The organism is Mycobacterium sp. P4_H6 (genome assembly GCF_056400845.1).
The window spans coordinates 1-17,661 of record NZ_JBFUKN010000046.1 but is presented as its reverse complement, the minus strand read 5'-3'; the positions used below and the strand labels follow the sequence as shown (position 1 = coordinate 17,661).

The 17,661-nt window shown below is 68.4% G+C and carries 17 protein-coding genes; 8 read left to right on the top strand and 9 right to left on the bottom strand.

Annotated features, from left to right (window positions below; translation table 11 throughout):
• Positions 1 to 62: 62 nt before the first annotated feature.
• Genes AC1DTF_RS19135 through AC1DTF_RS19125 form a run of 3 tightly spaced genes read left to right on the top strand, consistent with a single transcriptional unit; the run spans position 63 to position 2,759 of the window.
• Complete coding sequence (locus AC1DTF_RS19135; RefSeq protein WP_057169939.1) at positions 63 to 1,145, top strand: lysylphosphatidylglycerol synthase transmembrane domain-containing protein; 1,083 nt, start codon at positions 63 to 65, stop codon at positions 1,143 to 1,145.
• Complete coding sequence (locus AC1DTF_RS19130) at positions 1,145 to 2,404, top strand: M23 family metallopeptidase (RefSeq protein WP_477475214.1); 1,260 nt, start codon at positions 1,145 to 1,147, stop codon at positions 2,402 to 2,404. The genes AC1DTF_RS19135 and AC1DTF_RS19130 overlap by 1 nt, the downstream gene beginning before the upstream one ends.
• The gene (locus tag AC1DTF_RS19125; protein ID WP_477475196.1) at positions 2,397 to 2,759 is read left to right on the top strand and encodes a DUF3054 domain-containing protein; all 363 of its coding nucleotides are present in this window, start codon (positions 2,397 to 2,399) and stop codon (positions 2,757 to 2,759) included. The genes AC1DTF_RS19130 and AC1DTF_RS19125 overlap by 8 nt, the downstream gene beginning before the upstream one ends.
• Here AC1DTF_RS19125 and AC1DTF_RS19120 read toward each other — a convergent pair.
• The 3 genes from AC1DTF_RS19120 to AC1DTF_RS19110 form a co-directional block, all read right to left on the bottom strand.
• Positions 2,698 to 4,125 (bottom strand): sensor histidine kinase, encoded by a 1,428-nt coding sequence (locus AC1DTF_RS19120; RefSeq protein WP_477475195.1) that lies wholly within the window; start codon positions 4,123 to 4,125, stop codon positions 2,698 to 2,700. The genes AC1DTF_RS19125 and AC1DTF_RS19120 overlap by 62 nt on opposite strands.
• A gap of 16 nt (positions 4,126 to 4,141) precedes the next feature.
• Positions 4,142 to 4,810: a response regulator transcription factor gene (locus AC1DTF_RS19115; protein ID WP_082614434.1), complete on the bottom strand. Its 669-nt coding sequence runs from the start codon at positions 4,808 to 4,810 to the stop codon at positions 4,142 to 4,144.
• Positions 4,811 to 4,888: 78 nt separating this feature from the next.
• A complete protein-coding gene (locus AC1DTF_RS19110) occupies positions 4,889 to 5,428 on the bottom strand; it encodes a hemophore (RefSeq protein ID WP_477475194.1) in 540 nt (179 codons plus the stop codon).
• Between the two features lie 297 nt (positions 5,429 to 5,725).
• On the opposite strand from AC1DTF_RS19110, the gene AC1DTF_RS19105 reads away from it, so the two are divergent.
• A complete protein-coding gene (locus tag AC1DTF_RS19105; RefSeq protein ID WP_057169943.1) occupies positions 5,726 to 8,578 on the top strand; it encodes an MMPL family transporter in 2,853 nt (950 codons plus the stop codon).
• A complete protein-coding gene (locus AC1DTF_RS19100) occupies positions 8,575 to 9,162 on the top strand; it encodes an XRE family transcriptional regulator (RefSeq protein ID WP_477475193.1) in 588 nt (195 codons plus the stop codon). The genes AC1DTF_RS19105 and AC1DTF_RS19100 overlap by 4 nt, the downstream gene beginning before the upstream one ends.
• A 13-nt stretch (positions 9,163 to 9,175) precedes the next feature.
• On the opposite strand, the gene AC1DTF_RS19095 is transcribed toward AC1DTF_RS19100, so the two are convergent.
• Positions 9,176 to 9,865 carry a hypothetical protein gene (locus AC1DTF_RS19095; protein ID WP_477475192.1) on the bottom strand — a complete coding sequence of 230 codons (690 nt, stop codon included), beginning with the start codon at positions 9,863 to 9,865 and terminating at the stop codon, positions 9,176 to 9,178.
• Positions 9,862 to 10,431 carry a hypothetical protein gene (locus AC1DTF_RS19090; protein WP_477475191.1) on the bottom strand — a complete coding sequence of 190 codons (570 nt, stop codon included), beginning with the start codon at positions 10,429 to 10,431 and terminating at the stop codon, positions 9,862 to 9,864. Before AC1DTF_RS19090 ends, AC1DTF_RS19095 begins: the two co-directional genes overlap by 4 nt.
• A 50-nt stretch (positions 10,432 to 10,481) precedes the next feature.
• Between AC1DTF_RS19090 and AC1DTF_RS19085 the strand changes: the two genes are divergently transcribed.
• Positions 10,482 to 12,455 carry a M13 family metallopeptidase gene (locus tag AC1DTF_RS19085; protein ID WP_477475190.1) on the top strand — a complete coding sequence of 658 codons (1,974 nt, stop codon included), beginning with the start codon at positions 10,482 to 10,484 and terminating at the stop codon, positions 12,453 to 12,455.
• Between the two features lie 66 nt (positions 12,456 to 12,521).
• Here AC1DTF_RS19085 and AC1DTF_RS19080 read toward each other — a convergent pair whose 3' ends face one another.
• The 3 genes from AC1DTF_RS19080 to AC1DTF_RS19070 form a co-directional block, all read right to left on the bottom strand.
• Entirely contained in the window at positions 12,522 to 13,487 is a 966-nt protein-coding gene (locus AC1DTF_RS19080; protein WP_057169948.1) for a L,D-transpeptidase, read from the bottom strand.
• A 172-nt stretch (positions 13,488 to 13,659) separates the two neighbouring features.
• Complete coding sequence (ricR, locus tag AC1DTF_RS19075; RefSeq protein WP_057169949.1) at positions 13,660 to 13,956, bottom strand: copper-sensing transcriptional repressor RicR; 297 nt, start codon at positions 13,954 to 13,956, stop codon at positions 13,660 to 13,662.
• A complete protein-coding gene (locus AC1DTF_RS19070) occupies positions 13,953 to 14,540 on the bottom strand; it encodes a DUF305 domain-containing protein (protein WP_477475189.1) in 588 nt (195 codons plus the stop codon). Before AC1DTF_RS19070 ends, ricR begins: the two co-directional genes overlap by 4 nt.
• 80 nt (positions 14,541 to 14,620) lie before the next feature.
• On the opposite strand from AC1DTF_RS19070, the gene ilvD reads away from it, so the two are divergent.
• Together ilvD and AC1DTF_RS19060 are read left to right on the top strand one after the other, a co-directional pair.
• Positions 14,621 to 16,345, top strand: coding sequence for a dihydroxy-acid dehydratase (gene ilvD / locus AC1DTF_RS19065; protein ID WP_057169951.1), 1,725 nt, complete (start codon positions 14,621 to 14,623; stop codon positions 16,343 to 16,345).
• Positions 16,346 to 16,400: 55 nt separating this feature from the next.
• Complete coding sequence (locus AC1DTF_RS19060; RefSeq protein ID WP_477475188.1) at positions 16,401 to 17,138, top strand: SDR family oxidoreductase; 738 nt, start codon at positions 16,401 to 16,403, stop codon at positions 17,136 to 17,138.
• A 41-nt stretch (positions 17,139 to 17,179) separates the two neighbouring features.
• Here AC1DTF_RS19060 and AC1DTF_RS19055 read toward each other — a convergent pair whose 3' ends face one another.
• Positions 17,180 to 17,545: an SRPBCC family protein gene (locus AC1DTF_RS19055; protein ID WP_477475213.1), complete on the bottom strand. Its 366-nt coding sequence runs from the start codon at positions 17,543 to 17,545 to the stop codon at positions 17,180 to 17,182.
• Positions 17,546 to 17,661: the final 116 nt, after the last annotated feature.

The window sequence follows — 17,661 nt, the reverse complement described above, 5'->3', positions numbered from 1 at the left end:
GGGTGGCGGCGCGCCGCCGGAACCGGCGGGAACCCGCAGCGCGCGCCGTTACCCTGTAGGACGTGTCGCACGACGCGCCGATGAGCGACGCCCCTGGCCAGGACGCGCGCCCGCGGGGCAAGTACTGGTGGGTGCGGTGGGCCGTCCTCGCGGTCGCCGTGCTGGTGCTGACTGTCGAACTGGTGCTGGTGTGGGATCAGCTGGCCAAGGCCTGGACCAGCCTGTTGTCGGCGAACTGGTGGTGGGTGCTGGCCGCCGTCGTCGCGGCGATGGCCTCGATGCACAGCTTCGCGCAGATCCAGCGCACCCTGCTGCGTTCGGCGGGCGTCACGGTGCGGCAGTGGCGGTCCGAGGCCGCGTTCTATGCCGGTAACGCGCTGTCCACCACGCTGCCCGGCGGACCGGTGCTCTCGGCCACCTTCGTGTACCGCCAGCAGCGCATCTGGGGCGCCTCCCCGGTGGTGGCGTCCTGGCAATTGGTGATGTCCGGCGTGCTGCAGGCCGTCGGCCTGGCGCTACTGGGGCTGGGCGGGGCGTTCCTGCTGGGCGCCAGCAAGAACCCGCTCTCGCTGATCTTCACCCTCGGCGGGTTCTTCCTGCTGCTGGTGCTGGCCCAGTCGGTGGCCTCCAACCCCCAGCAGCTCGACGGTATCGGGGTCCGGCTGCTGTCCTGGTTCAATTCGCTGCGCGGCAAACCCACCGACACCTGGCTGGACAAGTGGCGCGAGATGCTGCGCCAGCTGGAATCGGTGCGGCTGAGCCGGCGTGCGCTGGGCAATGCGTTCGGGTGGTCGCTGTTCAACTGGATCGCCGATGTCGCCTGCCTGGCGTTCGCCGCCTACGCGGCGGGCGGACATCCGTCGCTGGCCGCACTGACGGTGGCCTACGCCGCCGCGCGCGCCGTCGGATCGATCCCGCTGATGCCCGGCGGCCTGCTGGTGGTGGAGGCGGTGCTGGTGCCCGGCCTGGTATCCAGCGGGATGACCCTGGCCTCGGCGATCTCGGCCATGCTCATCTACCGGTTGGTCAGCTGGATCTTCATCTCGTCGATCGGCTGGGTGGTGTTCTTCTTCATGTTCCGTACCGAGATGGACGTCGACCCCGACGCACCGGAGGACCCACCGAAGCAAGCAGGAGACCCGTGATGCGCCGAACATCCTTCCTGGCACTGACTTTCGGCGCTGTCGCGGTCCTGGCAGCCTGTTCGCCCAGCACCGAACAGGCGAGTACCGAGACGTCGGCGACGTCATCGTCGACTCCTGCGCCCACATCCACCACCAGCACGCCCGCCGCGCCGGTGGCCACCCCACTGCTGGCCCGGGTCCTGGCCGCCCCAATACCGGTGCCCGCCACCGATGGCCGTACCCACCTGGTTTACGAACTGCTGCTGACCAATTCGATGAACCAGGACGTCACCGTGGACTCGGTCCTGGTGCGTCCCGGCGCCGGCGATCCCCTGCTGACACTGGCCGGCGCCGAGCTCGCCGGCCGCACCCGGGTGCTGGGCACCACCACCCCGACCGCAACACTCGGACCGTCGCAGTCCGCGCTGGTCTGGCTCGATGTGATCACCGAGAACGGGCAGGCGCCCACCGAACTCGACCACCAGGTGCGGGTGAGACTGACCCAGCCCGTGCCGCCGCTGATGCCMGCCGAGGTGACCGAGTCCGTCGCGCCGGTGACCGTGCAAACCCGGAAACCGGTCACCATCGCCGCACCGCTACGCGGGCCGCAATGGTGGGATGCCAACGGCTGCTGCGGGATGACGGCGCACCGGATGGCGATCAACCCGATCGACGGCGGACTCTGGGGAGCCGAACGGTTCGCCATCGACTACGTGCAGCTGATGCCCGACGGCCGGCTGTACGACGGCGCGGTCGAGGACCTGCAGAGCTATCCCTACTTCGGCGCCGATATCCACGCCGTCGCCGACGGTCCGGTGGTCGCCGTCCTCGACGGCCTGCCCGAGCAGGTGTCCGGCGTCAACCCCACCGGGCTGCGGCTGGACGAGTACGGCGGAAATCATGTGGTGCAGGACATCGGTAACGGGAACTACGCGTTCTACGCGCACCTGAAAACCGGTTCGGTCGCGGTGAAACCCGGCGACCGGCTCAGCACCGGGCAGGTGCTCGGGCAGCTGGGCAACAGCGGCAACACCGACGCACCGCATCTGCATTTCCACGTGATGGACGGACCGGACCCGCTCAAGGCCGACGGCCTGCCCTTCGTCATCGACGAATTCCGCCTCACCGCACGGACATCCGATCAGGTCGGCCCGGACGGCGATGCGGTCGACGCCGCGATGGCCGGCAAACCCGCACCGTTGCAGCCCGACGTGTCACCGCGTGACGAAACCGGGCTGCTCCCACTGTTTTCCGATGTGATGGACTACTCCGGTGAATGAACGTCCGCGCCCGCTGGTGGCGCTGCTGACCGACCTGCTGTGCGTGGTGGTGTTCTGCACCATCGGCAGACGCAGCCACGCCGAGGGTCTGACCGTCGCCGGTGTCGCCGAGACGGCCTGGCCGTTCCTGACGGGGACCCTGGCGGGCTGGGCCGCGGCGCGGGCCTGGCAGCGGCCCGCCACCCTCTACCCCACCGGGCTGATCGTCTGGGTGTTCACCGTGGTCGTCGGAATGTTGTTGCGCAGGGCCACCTCTGCCGGAACCGCCACCAGTTTCATCGTGGTGGCCTCGATCACGACCGCCGTGCTGCTGCTCGGCTGGCGCGCCATCGCGACGGTTCTGGCGCGGCGCTGAGCGCCGAGGCCTCGGCACCGTCCTCGATCTGATCGGGCGCGCGGTCGGAGATCGTCAGCGTCGCACGCAGCCCGCCCAGTGGGCTGTCCGACAGTTCGAGCCGGCCGCCGTGCAGCGCCGCCTRCTGAGTGACCAGCGCCAGCCCCAGACCCGAGCCGCCGGGCGCGGCGGTGCTACCCCGCGCGAACCGGCCGAGCACCGCGGTGCGTTCCTCGGCGGGCAGGCCGCGCCCGTCATCGTCGACCACGATGCGCAATTGCCGGTGCGGGCCGCGGATCCCGGACAGCACGATCCGGTGCGCCGCACCGTGCGCGACGGCGTTGCGCACCAGGTTGTCCACCGCGAGGCGCAGCCCGCCGGGCCACCCCCACACCATGCCGAGATCGTCGCCGGCCTCCACCGTGATGTCCGCCGGGGCGTCGGCGCGCGCGTTCTCACGTGCCACCCGGTCCAGCAGATCGGTGATGTCGATCAGTTCGCGGTCCTCGGCCTGGGCCAGTTGACCCGAGGCCAGCTGACCCAGCGCGGTGATGATGGCTTCCACTCTGCGCTGGGCGCGCAGCAGGTCGGCCACCACCTCCTCGCGCTCCTCGGTCGGCAGATCGTGGATGCGCRGGGTATCCAGGTCGGCCCGCATGGCCGTGAGCGGGGTGCGCAGTTCGTGCGCCGCGTTGGCCGCGAAATCCTGTGCGGCCTGCAGAGACCGGGTGGTCGCCTGCTGCGCGGCCACCAGCCTGCTCAGCATGCCCGCCATCGCATCCGACAATTCCTCGGCTTCGCGCGCACCGGTGACGGCGGGCATCTGCGCACCCGATTTGTTGCCCAGCAGCTTGGTCTGCTCGGTCAGCCTGCGCAGCGGCCGCACCGCGGGCCCGGCCAGCAGCCAGCCGAATCCGGCCGCCACCAACACCGTCAGCACACCGACCGCGATGTAGATCGGAATTCTGGCCTGGCTCAACAGGATACTGTCGGCGCGGATGCCGATCGAGAGCAGCACACCGCCGCCCTGCTGGTCCATCGGGATGGTGCGGACCCGGTATTCGACACCGTTGACCGCGACGGTCTCGGTGCCCGGCGGCAGCGCCGGCAGCTGGAATCCGCGCTGAAACATCACCTGCCCGCTGGATCGGGACCGGCCGGTGGTGAGGACCCCCCGGCGCGGGTCGGACAGCTGCTCGGGGAACATGCTCGCCTCGACGATCGAGTCCAGACGCCGATCCAATTGTGCGGCATCGTTGTTCACCAGCACCACGGTGGTCAGCACGGTGAAGGCGGCCACCACCGCGGAGGCCGCGATCGCGGACGCCACGGCGACCCGGGTGCGCAGCGAGGCCGACCGGCCGATCAGGGGAAGGGATAAGCGCACCGGCAGCCCCTTCTCATTACGCCTCTTCCCGCAGCACGTACCCGATACCGCGCACGGTGTGGATGACCCGCGGCCGGTCCTCGCGCTCCAGCTTGCGCCGCAGATAGGAGATGAACACGTCGGCGACGTTGGTGTCGACGTCGAAGTCGTAGCCCCACACCAGCTCGAGCAGGCGCTGCCGGGTGAGCACCACGCCGGCGTTCTCGGCCAGCACCGCCAGCAGATCGAATTCGCGCTTGGTCAGATCGGCGCGTTCACCGTCGACGTAGACCAGGCGGCGCGCGGTGTCGATGGTCAGCGGCCCCACGATCATGACGTCCGATTCCTGTTCGGAATGGCTGGACCGGCGCAGCAGGGCATGCAGGCGGGCCACCAGCTCACCGAGATCGAACGGCTTCGTCAGATAGTCGTCGGCGCCCGCCTCCAGACCGGCGATGCGGTCGTTGACGGTGTCGCGGGCCGACAGCACGCAGATCGGGATCTCGTTACCCAGTGCCCGCAGCGCCGTCACCACGGCCACCCCGTCCAGTTCGGGCATCTGCACGTCCAGCACCAGCGCGTCGTGCGCCTCGTTGGAAAGCAGCCGGAGTGCCTCCTTGCCGTTCGCGGCGACCCGGACGTCGAAGCCGGAATGGCGCAGCCCCCGGGCCACCGACGTCCGCACGTCCGGGTCGTCGTCGACCATCAGGACCGTGCGGCCGGTGTTCTCCGACGGGGAATGCTCGTTTGTGCGCACTCCTGGATTATGGCCGCTTCAGCGGCGTCACCGCGTGGCAGCGGCGGGACCGGACACCGAACCGATACCCGGGACGGTGCCCGAGGTCACCGCGTCGGCGGCACCCTGGGCGCCGACGTTGGCCAGCGCGTCCAGCCCGCCCGGCAGATTCGCGGCGGGCGTCTGGGCGGCCTGCATCAGTCCGAGCAACTGGGGCAACGTGACCGGCAGCTTGCACTGGGCCGACAGTTTGACCAGCGGGGCCTGCAGCTGTTGCAGGTCCTTGGCGGTCTGCGGGTTGGTGTCGAAGTAATTCTTCGTCGCGACCAGCGACTGCGGGCCCGCCGGTTGTGCCGCGATCGCCGTGAGCGATTGGTTGGCCGCCGGGTGCGCATCCAGGTAGGTGCCCATCGAGGTGGCCACCGAACCGACGGTCTTGGCGATCTGGCTGGCCGCGCACGGATCGGGTGCGGCACCCGCCGCGGGCGCGCTCACACCGGACATGCCGAGCAGCGCGGCCCCGCCGATGGCGCTTCCAGCGAACACGGCGAACAGACCGCGGCGCAGCGGCGCAGTGGTGACAGTCATGGGCACTCCTTGCCAGTGATGCACGTGATACCGGCTCGCGAACAGTCGCGATCGGCGGTGCTCGGATCCCCGACCCAGAAACGATCAGAGGCCATCATGCCATCCGGGTGATCCGGCGACCAATCTACGCAGCAAACTTGCAGGTCGTCCGGGGTTCGTGCACCGCACACGTGCGCAACGTGAACATTCCGGCCTGGTCACAAGTGAAAACGACCCCCCGCCACCTCACAGGCTGCTGCGGTACGCTCTCGCTACCAGCCAGCGGGGAGAAAGGCAGAGGGCGCCATCCAGCAGTTCATGATGCGCTTGAGCAGCAACCTGCGCAGATATCGCTGGGCGGTGTTTGTGGTGTGGGTTCTGCTTCTGGTGCCTTCCGTATACCTGGCGATGAACCAGTCCGACCAGCTCACCGGCGGCGGTTTCGAAGTCGCCGGCTCACAGTCGCTGCGCGTTCAGCACCAGATCGAGGAGCAGTTCCCCGACCAGGGCGCCTCACCGTTGGCGCTGGTCGCCGTGCCGCGCGCCGACGCGTCGTTCGAGGACATGAACGCCGCGGTCGCTCAGCTGCAGCGCATCGCCACCGAGGTGCCCAGCATCACCGAGGTACCCAACCCGCAGCAGCCACCGCCGGCGCCGGACCGCCCCTACGTCGTCCAGCTGCAGATGGACTTCAACAACAGCGGCGCCGTCGACATCGCCAATCAGCTGCGCGACAAGGTCGGCATCCATGGGGACACGGCAGGCGAATCCGAGAACGGCAAGGTCCGGCTCTACGTCATCGGGCAGGGCGCACTCGGCGCCGCGGCGCAGTACGCCACCAAACACGACATCGCGCAGGCCGAGAAATGGAATCTGCCGGTCGTCCTGATCATCCTGCTCGCGGTCTTCGGCTCGCTGGCGGCCGCGGCGATGCCGCTGCTGCTCGGGGTCTGCACGGTGGCGGTGACGATGGGCGTGGTCTTCCTGTTGTCCTCGGTGACCACCATGAGTGTGTTCGCGACCTCGACGGTGTCGATGTTCGGGATCGCGCTGGCCGTCGACTATTCGCTGTTCATCCTGATGCGTTATCGGGAGGAGCTGCGGGCCGGCCGCGACTCGGCCCAGGCCGTGGACGCGGCGATGGCGACCTCGGGGTTGGCCGTCGTGCTCTCCGGTGCCACCGTGATCGCCTCCGTCACCGGTATCTACCTCATCAACACCCCGGTGCTGCAGTCCATGGCGACCGGCGCCATCCTGGCGGTCGCCGTCGCGGTGCTCACCTCGACGACGCTGACCCCGGCGGTGCTGGCCACCTTCGGTCGCTCCGCGGCCAAACGGTCCCGACTGCTGCACTGGTCTCGACGCCCTGATACCACCCAGTCCCGGTTCTGGACCCGCTGGATCGGCGGCGTCATGCGACGCCCGTGGCTGTCCGCCTCCCTGGCCGCGGTCTTCCTGCTCACCATGGCCGCCCCCGCGTTCGCGATGACCCTCGGTAACAGCATGCTGCGCCAGTTCGACCCCAGCCACGAGATCCGCGGCGGCGTCAATGCGGCCTCCGAGGCGCTGGGACCGGGTGCGCTGGGACCGGTGCGGGTACTGGTCACCTTCCCCGACGGCAATGCGGACAGTTCGACGTCGCGCAGCACGCTGGACGCCATCGGGCAGCGGATGGCCCAGGGACCCAACGTCGCGACGGTGTCCCCGCCGGCGATCGGCAAGGACAACGACAGCGCGTTGATGTCGGCGGTGCTGTCGGTGGACCCCGAGGACTTCCGGGCCCGCGAGGCCGTGGACTGGTTGCGCGCCGAGCTGCCCCGCGTCGACAGCGCGCTGCGCATCGACGTGGGTGGCCCCACGGCGCTGATCAAGGACTTCGACGATCAGGTGTCGGCAGTACAGCCGCTGGTCTTCCTGTTCGTGTCGCTGATCGCGTTCGTCATGCTGCTGATTGCGATCCGGTCGGTGTTCCTCGCCCTCAAGGGCGTGCTGATGACGGTGCTCTCGGTGGCCGCCGCCTACGGCAGCCTGGTCGTGGTGTTCCAGTGGGGCTGGCTGGAAGACCTGGGCTTCGCGCCGCTGGAGTCGCTGGACAGCACGGTGCCGCCGCTGGTGCTGGCCATGACCTTCGGCCTGTCCATGGACTACGAGATCTTCCTGCTGACCCGGATCCGGGAGCGGTACCTGATCACCAACAACACCCGCGACGCCGTCACCTACGGCGTGTCGACCAGCGCCCGCACCATCACCAGCGCGGCGCTGATCATGATCGCGGTGTTCATCGGGTTCGCGTTCGCGGGTATGCCGCTGGTCGCCCAGATCGGGGTGGCCTGCGCGACGGCCATCGCGGTGGACGCCACCATCGTGCGGCTGGTGCTGGTGCCCGCACTGATGGCGATGTTCGACCAGTGGAACTGGTGGCTGCCGCGCTGGCTGGACCGCATCCTGCCGTCGGTCGACTTCGAGAAGCCGCTGCCCAAGGTCGACATCAGCGACCTGGTGATGGTCCCCGAGACCGCGGCGGCCGCGCCCGGCGGGGACCTGCGCATGGTGGTCAAATCCGCAGCCAAGCTGAAAAGCCTTGCCCCGCACACCGTGGTGGTCCCCGACCCGCTGGCGTTCAGCGGCTGCGGCCCGGCACCCGATGTCGTCGGCGCGCGACGGTTCAGCGGGCGCATCCCGACCAACACCGCGGCCCGGCCCGTGCATCCCATCACGATGTGGCGTGGGCGGCTCAACGTCGCACTCGACGCACTGGCCACCGCCTCGGACTCCGAGCGCCTGCCGGTGCAGCGCCGCGGCCCGATGGAGGCCACCAATGTGCAGCTGCCCACCGGTGACCGGCTGCTCATCCCGACCGGCGCCGAGACGCTGCGGCTGAAGAGCTACCTGCTGATGTGCCGCAACAGCACCAAGGACTACACCGAGTTCGCCCGGCTGGTGGATTCTATGGAAACCCACACCGCGGCCCGCGTCCTCACCGGCATGGACCGGTACTACTGTGGACAACGCCCGCGGGCGCAATGGGTCGCCACGCAACTGGTTCGACGGCTGGCAGACCCGCGTCCGTCGGACGAACCGGACGCGCCGGAACAGACCGACGCCGATTGGGCCACAGTCCGGCAGAGTTGCCTGTCGGTTGCCGTAGCGATGCTGGAGGAGGCGAAGTGAGTTTGGCCGCGAAGCCCTCGCCGAGCCGGCAGGACGACGGGGAGTTCGGTCCGGGCGAGCGCAGCGACGGGAAGTTCGGTCCGGGCGAGCGAAGCGACGGGAAATTCGGTCCGGGCGAGCGAAGCGACGGGAAATTTCAACGTCCCGACGAGCGGCCCGTGGAGTTCTGGCCGACGTCGGCGATCCGTGCCGCACTGGACAACGACGACCTCGACGTGTGGCAGCGCATCGTCGCCGCCATCAAACGTGACCCGTTCGGCAGGACCGCCCGGCAGGTCGAAGAGGTGCTGGCGACCGAGCAGCCCTACGGGGTGTCGGCCGCGCTGGCCGAGGTCCTGGAGAAGGCCCGCGAGCATCTTGAGGCCAATGAGTGCGCCGAGGTGGCCCGCCATGTGCGCCAGTTACTGGAACGCTCCGGTCTCGGCGCCCCGGAGTTCGCCTCCCGTATCGGGGTTCCCAGCGAGGAGTTCACCGGGTTCCTGGACGCGGCGACCACTCCGTCGGCGTCGTTGATGATCCGGATGCGCCGGCTGTCGGACCGGTTCGCCCGGATCCGCGCCCAGCGCGCCGCCAACTCCGGCTAGCTCCTCCCCCTCCTCAGCGGGCGTTGATCGGCGTCACGTCGGTCACCAGCCACTTGCCGCCTTCCTTCTCCAACGTCACGCGCAGCGCGAGCACCGCGACATCGGCGGGCTTGCCCGGGGCGTTCTGGGTGCCCCGCATCACCACGGCGACGCTGGCCACCGCCGGCCCGATGGCCTCCACCCCGGCCGACACTGTCTGCGCCTGACCGGAGATGTTGCGGCTGGTCAAATCCTTTGCCACAGCTGCGAATTCGTTGCGATAGGACTCGGCGCGCCGCGGTGACATCAAGGCGGTGGCCCGGTCGATGGACGCATTGGGGCTGCTCGGCGAGAAGGTCGCCGACGCCTCGGACACGCTGCTCGCGATACCGACCACCTCGGCGGTGTCCCGGTTGAGGTTGCGATCCGGGACCGTCCACTGCGTGTAGCCGACGAACACGCCCGCAGCCAGCGCCACCGCGGCGGCGGTGATGACGCCGAAGCGCAGCACCGGACCGTCGTCATCGGTGCCCACGGTGACCCCGTCGCGGCGGTACAGCACCACGTTGACCACCACACCCTGCACGATCAGCAGGACGAGCGCGGTGCACACCGCCACCCACCAGCGCGGCCAGTCCAATGCCGCGCCGATGAACACCAGCGCCACGATGGCGGCCAACGGGGCCGCGATGTCGACGGCGAGTACCCGCAGCCGGTTGCTCATCGGATCGTCTCCAGCTGTGAGATCAGCAGTTTGCCGTCCACGTCGGCCACATCCAGACGCAGATTCCAGCGCACGGTCGTCGGCTCCGCGCCGGCATTCTGGTTCACCGAGGTCGCCACCACCAGCACGGTGTCGGTGCGCGAGGCCACCGAGTCCAGCTCGGGTTGGGAGTCCTCGGGCGGCCGGCCCTGCGCATCCCCGGCCTGGTGGTGCAGCGTCTCGATCGACACGGACTCGACCTGGCCGACGGTCTTGGAATCCAGCTTGGCCACCAGACTGGTGAACGGCGCCGTGGTCTTGTCGAACTCCACGTTGAGCTGGCCGACGGTGCCGTCGCGCAGCTGCTGCAGGTTCTGTGCAGCCGAGTCCTTGTTCAGGTTGATCAGCAGACCGGTCCAGTCCGCCGCGGCCTGCAGCACCTCGGTCTGGTGCACCCGTTCGGTGACGTCGTCGCGGTGTCCGGACCAGATCATCGTTCCCAGGACCGCGGCGGCCACCCCGAGCACACCGAACACGATCGCGGCGATGCCGTAAGCGGACAGCCCCCGGGTTTGCTCATCAGGCATGGCCGTGAGGCTACCGGTGCCCGGGTCGCAGGCTCTGGCAGGATGTGAGAGTGACTCTGGATAGTGATATTCGTTCCGGTATCGATCTGCGTTTCGTCGACTCCCAGGTGCGTCCCCAGGATGACCTGTTCGGCCACGTGAACGGCCGCTGGCTCGCCGAATACGACATTCCCGCCGATCGGGCCACCGACGGCGCGTTCCGCACCCTGGCCGATCGGGCCGAGGAACAGGTCCGCGACATCATCACCTCCGCATCCTCGGCGGACGGGCCCGATGCGGCGCGGATAGGCGACCTGTACGCCAGCTTCATGGACACCGACACCGTCGCCCGGGTCGGCGTCGCCCCGCTACAGGCCGAGCTGGCCACCATCGCGGCCGCCTCCGACCGGGAGGCACTGGCAGATGTGCTGGGCCGGCTGCAGCGGACCGGGATCGGCGGCGGCACCGGCGTCTACGTCGACACCGACTCCAAGGATTCCACCCGTTACCTGCTGCACATGTCGCAGTCCGGGCTGGGGCTGCCCGACGAGTCCTACTATCGCGACGCCTCGCACGCCGAGATCCTGTCCGGCTACCCCGCCCATATCGCGCGGATGTTCGCCCTGGTGCACGGCGAGGAGTACGCCGGTGAATGGGAGAACACCGCCGCGCGCATCGTCGCGCTGGAGACCAAGCTGGCGGCCGCGCACTGGGATGTGGTGAAGCGCCGCGACGCCGACCTCACCTACAACCTGCGCGCTTTCACCGAACTACCCACCGAAGCACCGGGATTCGACTGGTCCGGTTGGGTGAGTGCGCTCGGGGCGGCCCCCGAGGAAGTGGTGGTGCGCCAGCCCGACTACCTGACCGCGTTCGCGGCGCTGTGGTCGGGTGAATCGCTGGAGGACTGGAAGCAGTGGCTGAGCTGGCGGGTGATCAGCTCGCGCGCATCACTGCTCACCGACGAGTTGGTGGCCGAGAACTTCGCGTTCTACGGCAAGACACTCAGCGGCACCGAGGAGATCCGCGACCGCTGGAAGCGCGGTGTCGGTCTGGTCGAGAACCTGATGGGTGACGCCGTCGGAAAGCTGTACGTGGAGCGCCACTTCCCGCCCGAGGCCAAGACCCGGATGGACGAGCTGGTGGCCAATCTGCGCGAGGCCTACCGGGTCAGCATCACCAACCTGGCCTGGATGACTCCCGAGACCCGGGAACGCGCGCTGGCCAAGCTGGACAAGTTCACCCCGAAGATCGGCTATCCCGCACGCTGGCGCGACTATTCGGCGCTCGTCGTCGACCGGACCGACCTGTACGGCAACTACCAGCGTGGGTACGCACTGGAGTACGACCGCGACCTGGCCAAGCTCGGCGGCCCGGTCGACCATGACGAATGGTTCATGACGCCGCAGACGGTCAACGCCTACTACAACCCGGGCATGAACGAGATCGTCTTCCCGGCAGCGATTCTGCAGCCGCCGTTCTTCGACGCCGGGGCCGACGATGCCGCCAACTACGGTGGGATCGGCGCGGTCATCGGGCATGAGATCGGGCACGGATTCGATGATCAGGGCGCCAAGTACGACGGTGACGGCAACCTCGTCGACTGGTGGACCGACACCGACCGCACCGAGTTCGGCCATCGCACCACCGCTCTGATCGATCAGTACGAGGCATTCACACCTCGCAGCCTGGACGCTTCGCATCACGTCAACGGCGCGTTCACCGTCGGGGAGAACATCGGCGATCTGGGCGGGCTGTCCATCGCGCTGCTGGCCTACGAGCTGTCGCTCGATGGTGAGGAGCCGCCGGTGATCGACGGACTCACCGGTGTGCAGCGGGTGCTGTTCGGCTGGGCGCAGGTGTGGCGCACGAAATCGCGTGATGCCGAAGCGATCCGCCGGCTGGCCACCGACCCGCATTCGCCGCCGGAGTTCCGCTGCAACGGCGTCATCCGCAACATCGACGCGTTCTACGACGCGTTCGAGGTCGGCACCGACGATGCCCTCTATCTGGAGCCGGAACGCCGCGTTCGCATCTGGAGCTGAGGCACAGAACGAGAAATCCCCCGAAACCTGGAGGTTTCGGGGGATTTTCGCGTTGCGGCCGGGTGGCTAGAACATCTGCCAATCCGACGCGCCATCGGGCTGGTTGTAGAGCCCGCCGTCGGTGTTCTTGATGACCACCGCGTCGCCGCTGCCGAAGTTGTCGAAGAACCACTTCGCGTCGGCCGGGCTGAGATTGATGCAACCGTGGCTGACATTGGATTCGCCCTGCGAGCCCACCGACCACGGTGCACCGTGCACGAAGATGCCGCTGTTGTCGATGCGCACGGCGTCCTTGACCTTGGTCCGGTACCCGTCGTCGGAATCCACCGGCACCCCGTAGGTCGAGGAGTCCATCACCATGTCGGCGAACTTCTCCAGCACGTAGTAGGTGCCGTTCTTGGTGTCGTTGCCCGCCTTGCCCATGGACACCGGGAACTCCTTGACCTGCTCGCCGTCGCGCATCACCGTCATCGTCTTGGTGGCGTCGTCGATGGTCGCGACGAGCTGCTCCGGGACAGTGAATGTCGACTTGGTGCCCGCGGCGTCGATGCTGACGACGGCGCCCTTCGGCCAGAAGTCCTGGGGCCGCCAGCGCAGCTGGGTATCGGTGACCCAGTAGAACCGGCCGGGYACCGGCGGGTTGGACGTGATGTGCACCGCGTCCTGTGCCATCTGCCGGTTGGCGATGGGCCGCTGGAAGTTGATGTAGATCGGCTTCGCCGCGCCCGCGATCGACCCGTTCACCGGGTTGAAGGACGGCGGGACGAACGGCGGCAGCCCGATGAAGGGGTTCGGGTTCTGCCCGGCCGGGGTGCCCTCCGGGATCGCCAGGGGCACCGCACCGGGGCCGCCGACCGGTGCGAACGGGTCGGGTTCAGCCGCCGGCGGCGGTGCGAACGGATTGGGGAACGCCGGTGCCGGCGGTGGCGCCGGGGGTTCCGCCGAGGCAGCCGGGCTGCCGAAACCAAGTCCGACGACCAATCCGGCCGCCAAGAACGCGCTGGCGAGTGTGCTTCTCGTCCGCTGCGCCATATGTCACCTCCACAGGCATATCTGCAGACCAGTGTGTCATAGCAGGGGAACGAGCTATCCCCTGGCGAGGCCGGACGGACCCCTCATCGCCGTCCGACCCGCACCACTGACCTGGGAGTTTGATCGCCACCGGGCCGTGGTTCGTTACAACTGTGATCTCTCTCAGCGGCCGCTAGGACCGCACCAGGCGGGCGATCGCCGCCGATGCCTCGGCCAGTTTCGCATCGGCCTGATCGCCGCCCTCGGCGACGGCCTGGGTGACGCAGTGGCCCAGGTGCTCGTCGAGCAAGCCCAGCGCGACCGACTGCAACGCGCTGTTGACCGCGCTGATCTGGGTCAGGATGTCGATGCAGTACTTGTCGTCGTCGATCATCTTGGCGATCCCACGGACCTGGCCTTCGATACGCCGCAACCGTTTGGCGTAGTTCTCCTTCTGCGGCGAGTAGCCGTGCTCCGGTGCCTCACTCATCGCGGACCGCCTCCCATCAACTGCTGCATGTGAACGATCTCCTCCTGACGGGTGGTGATGATCGCCTGCGCCAGCGTCTTGGCGTTGATGTCCTCACCCTCCCTGATCTCGGAGGAAGCCATGGTCATCACAGCCTGGTGGTGGTTGAGCATGACCTGTAGCCATAGTTTGTCGAATTCCGGGCCTTGCAGCGACCCGAGCCGCTCGACGGCCCCGCGGTCGAACAGCGTCGGGCCGGCGGGCGGTGGGCCCTGGCCGCCCTCTTCGCCGTCGGTCCACTGCACGAGCAGTGCGTTGATGGTCTCGCTCTGCTGCTGTTCGCTGACGGCCAGCGTGTCGGCCATCGCGACCATCGACGGGTTCCCGGAGTTGGTGCGCGCCAGTTGGACCAGTTGGTCGATCTGCGGCCGCTGGGCCAGCATCCCGTAGGCGAAGGCCCGGTCGGTGGCATTGACCCCGGGCGTCAGGGTGGCGGTCCCCGACGTCGTCGCCCCGGCTGACTCCGTCGGTGTGGATTGCTGGCCGCCGCAGCCCGAGATCAGCGCAGCAACCGCCAGTGCTGCCAGTAATCCCGTTCGGCTCATGGGCCCAGGCTACCGGTACCCCAGAGGGGTATCGACAATAAGTTTGGGCTGGCAACGACGCCGAATGCATACTTATTTTCATGCCCTCAGGTTCTGATTCTCTTCCCACCACGGCCGAAATCGACATCAAGCCGCGCAGTCGTGATGTCACCGACGGCCTGGAGAAGACCGCCGCCCGCGGCATGCTGCGCGCCGTCGGCATGGGCGATGACGACTGGGCCAAACCGCAGATCGGCGTCGGCTCGTCGTGGAACGAGATCACCCCATGCAACATGTCCCTGCAGCGGCTGGCGCAGGCCGTCAAGGCCGGCGTGCACGCCGGCGGCGGCTACCCGCTGGAGTTCGGCACCATCTCGGTGTCCGACGGGATCTCGATGGGCCACGAGGGCATGCATTTCTCCCTGGTGTCCCGCGAGGTGATCGCCGACAGCGTCGAGACCGTCATGCAGGCCGAGCGCCTCGACGGGTCGGTGCTGCTGGCCGGCTGCGACAAGTCGATCCCCGGCATGCTGATGGCGGCGGCGCGGCTGAATCTGGCCAGCGTCTTCCTGTACAACGGCTCGATCATGCCGGGCCTGGCCAAGCTGACCGACGGCTCGGAGAAGGAAGTCACCATCATCGACGCCTTCGAGGCGGTGGGGGCGTGCGCGCGCGGGCTGATGTCGCGTGAGGACGTCGACATCATCGAGCGCGCCATCTGTCCGGGTGAGGGCGCCTGCGGCGGCATGTACACCGCCAACACCATGGCCTCGGCCGCCGAAGCACTGGGCATGTCCTTGCCGGGCAGTGCATCTCCGGTCGCCATCGACAAGCGCCGCGACGAGTACGCGCGCAGGTCCGGTGAAGCGGTGGTCGGGATGCTGCGCCGCGGAATCACCACCCGCGACATCCTCACCAAGGAGGCCTTCGAGAACGCCATTGCCGTGGTGATGGCGTTCGGCGGTTCCACCAACGCGGTACTGCACCTGCTGGCCATCGCGTGGGAAGCCGGGGTCGAACTGACGCTGGCGGACTTCACCCGCGTCGGGCAGAAGGTTCCGCACCTCGCCGACGTCAAACCGTTCGGCGCCTACGTGATGAAGCATGTCGACGAGATCGGCGGCGTGCCGGTGGTGATGCGCGCGCTGCTCGATGCCGGTCTGCTGCACGGGGATTGCCTGACCGTCACCGGTGAGACAATGGCCGAGAACCTGGCCCACATCGAGCCGCCGGACCCGGACGGCAAGGTGCTCCGCGCCATGAACAACCCGATCCACCCCACCGGGGGCATCACCATCTTGCACGGCTCGCTGGCGCCGGAGGGCGCGGTGGTCAAGTCCGCAGGATTCGACTCCGACGTGTTCGAGGGCACCGCACGGGTTTTCGAGCGCGAGCGGGCGGCGCTGGACGCACTCGAGGACGGCACCATCACGCACGGCGACGTCGTCGTCATCCGCTACGAGGGCCCCAAGGGAGGCCCGGGTATGCGCGAGATGCTGGCCATCACCGGTGCGATCAAGGGCGCCGGGCTGGGCAAGGATGTACTACTGATGACCGACGGCCGGTTCTCCGGCGGCACCACCGGCCTGTGCGTCGGCCACATCGCCCCCGAGGCGGTGGACGGCGGCCCGATCGCCTTCGTGCAGGACGGCGACCGGATCCGTCTCGATGTCGCCAACGGCACCCTCGATCTGCTCGTCGACGAGGCCGAATTCGAGTCCCGCAAGGCTGGTTTCGAGCCGTTGCCCCCGGTGTACAAGACCGGCGTGCTCGCCAAGTACACCAAGCTGGTCGGTTCGGCGGCGGTCGGCGCGGTCTGCAGCTGAGATCCGAGTGATCTGAACCGGGGCGGGTCCGGGTGGCGGCCTCTAGCCTGAGGTCATGCCATATCTGTTGTCGGAGAGTGCTTTTGCCGGTCGTACCGTCGTCCTCATCGGCGGTGGCTCGGGGATCGGTTTGGCGGTCGCGCGTCTCGTCACCGCCGCCGGTGGTCGGGTGGTGCTCGGCGGTCGCACCGCGGCCACGCTTCGCGATGCCGCCGATCAGTTGGGTGAGGCGGCCGAGTGGGGTGTGGTCGACACCTCGGACCCGGCGAGCATCGACGGGTTCTTCGCCGAAATCGCCACGGTGCACGGACTATTGACCACCGCGGCCACGTACGTCACCGGTCCGCTGGCAGAGCTTTCGGTCGCCGATGCCGCAACGGCCTTCGACTCCAAGTTCTGGGGCCAGTACCGCGCCGTGAAGGCCGCGCTACCGAAACTCGCCGCCGATGCGTCGGTGGTACTGATGTCCGGTGCGGCCGGGGCCCGGCCCGCCGGCCCGGCGCCTGCCTACAGCGCCGCCAACTCCGCGATCGAGGGGCTGGCGCGTGGACTCGCCGTCGAACTCAGTCCCATCCGCGTCAACGCGATCGCCCCCGGCACGGTGGACGGCGCCCTGTGGGCCCGCCGCGATGCCGAGGTGCGGGACGCGGCGTTCGCCTCCTACCGGACGGCCACGGTGCTGGGTCGGCTGAGCACCGAGGACGAGATCGCCCAGACCGTCGGCTATCTGCTGCTGAATCCGTCCACCACCGGGTCCACGCTGTTCCCGGACGGTGGTTACACCTTTCACTGAGCCGCGCCTTTTCAGTGGGCCTCGCTTCGCTGAGCTCCCTTCTACTGAGCCATCTTCGCGATCCGGCGCACCGCGACCTCCAGGACCGGCAAATAGACTGGCGCCCACACCGGCGCGCTCATCCAGACCCGGCAGCCGCCGTCGGTCGGCCGCACGCCGTGCCGGGTGGCGGGTACCCCGGCCACATCCCAACCCCAGGTCCGGCCGGGATCGAATTCAGAGATCACGAACGGCAGCGGGACACCGACCGGTGTCCACACCCGCCCCGTCGCGCCCAGCAGGAACGCGGTGCCGTCGAGTTCTGCCCTGAACACCGTCAGTCCCCAACGCGGCCAGGCTTCGAGATCGGTCAGAATCCGCCACACGGTGTCTGCGGGCGCCTCGACGTCCCGAATCACTTTCCACATGGATGGGGTCATACCCAATACAGCGTCCGGTCCCTCGATGACCCGGCGTGTTTCGCTGCATTCAGCTCTTGCCAGTCGGCCCAAGACCTTCTCGTGCCGCGCCCGCTGCATGGTTG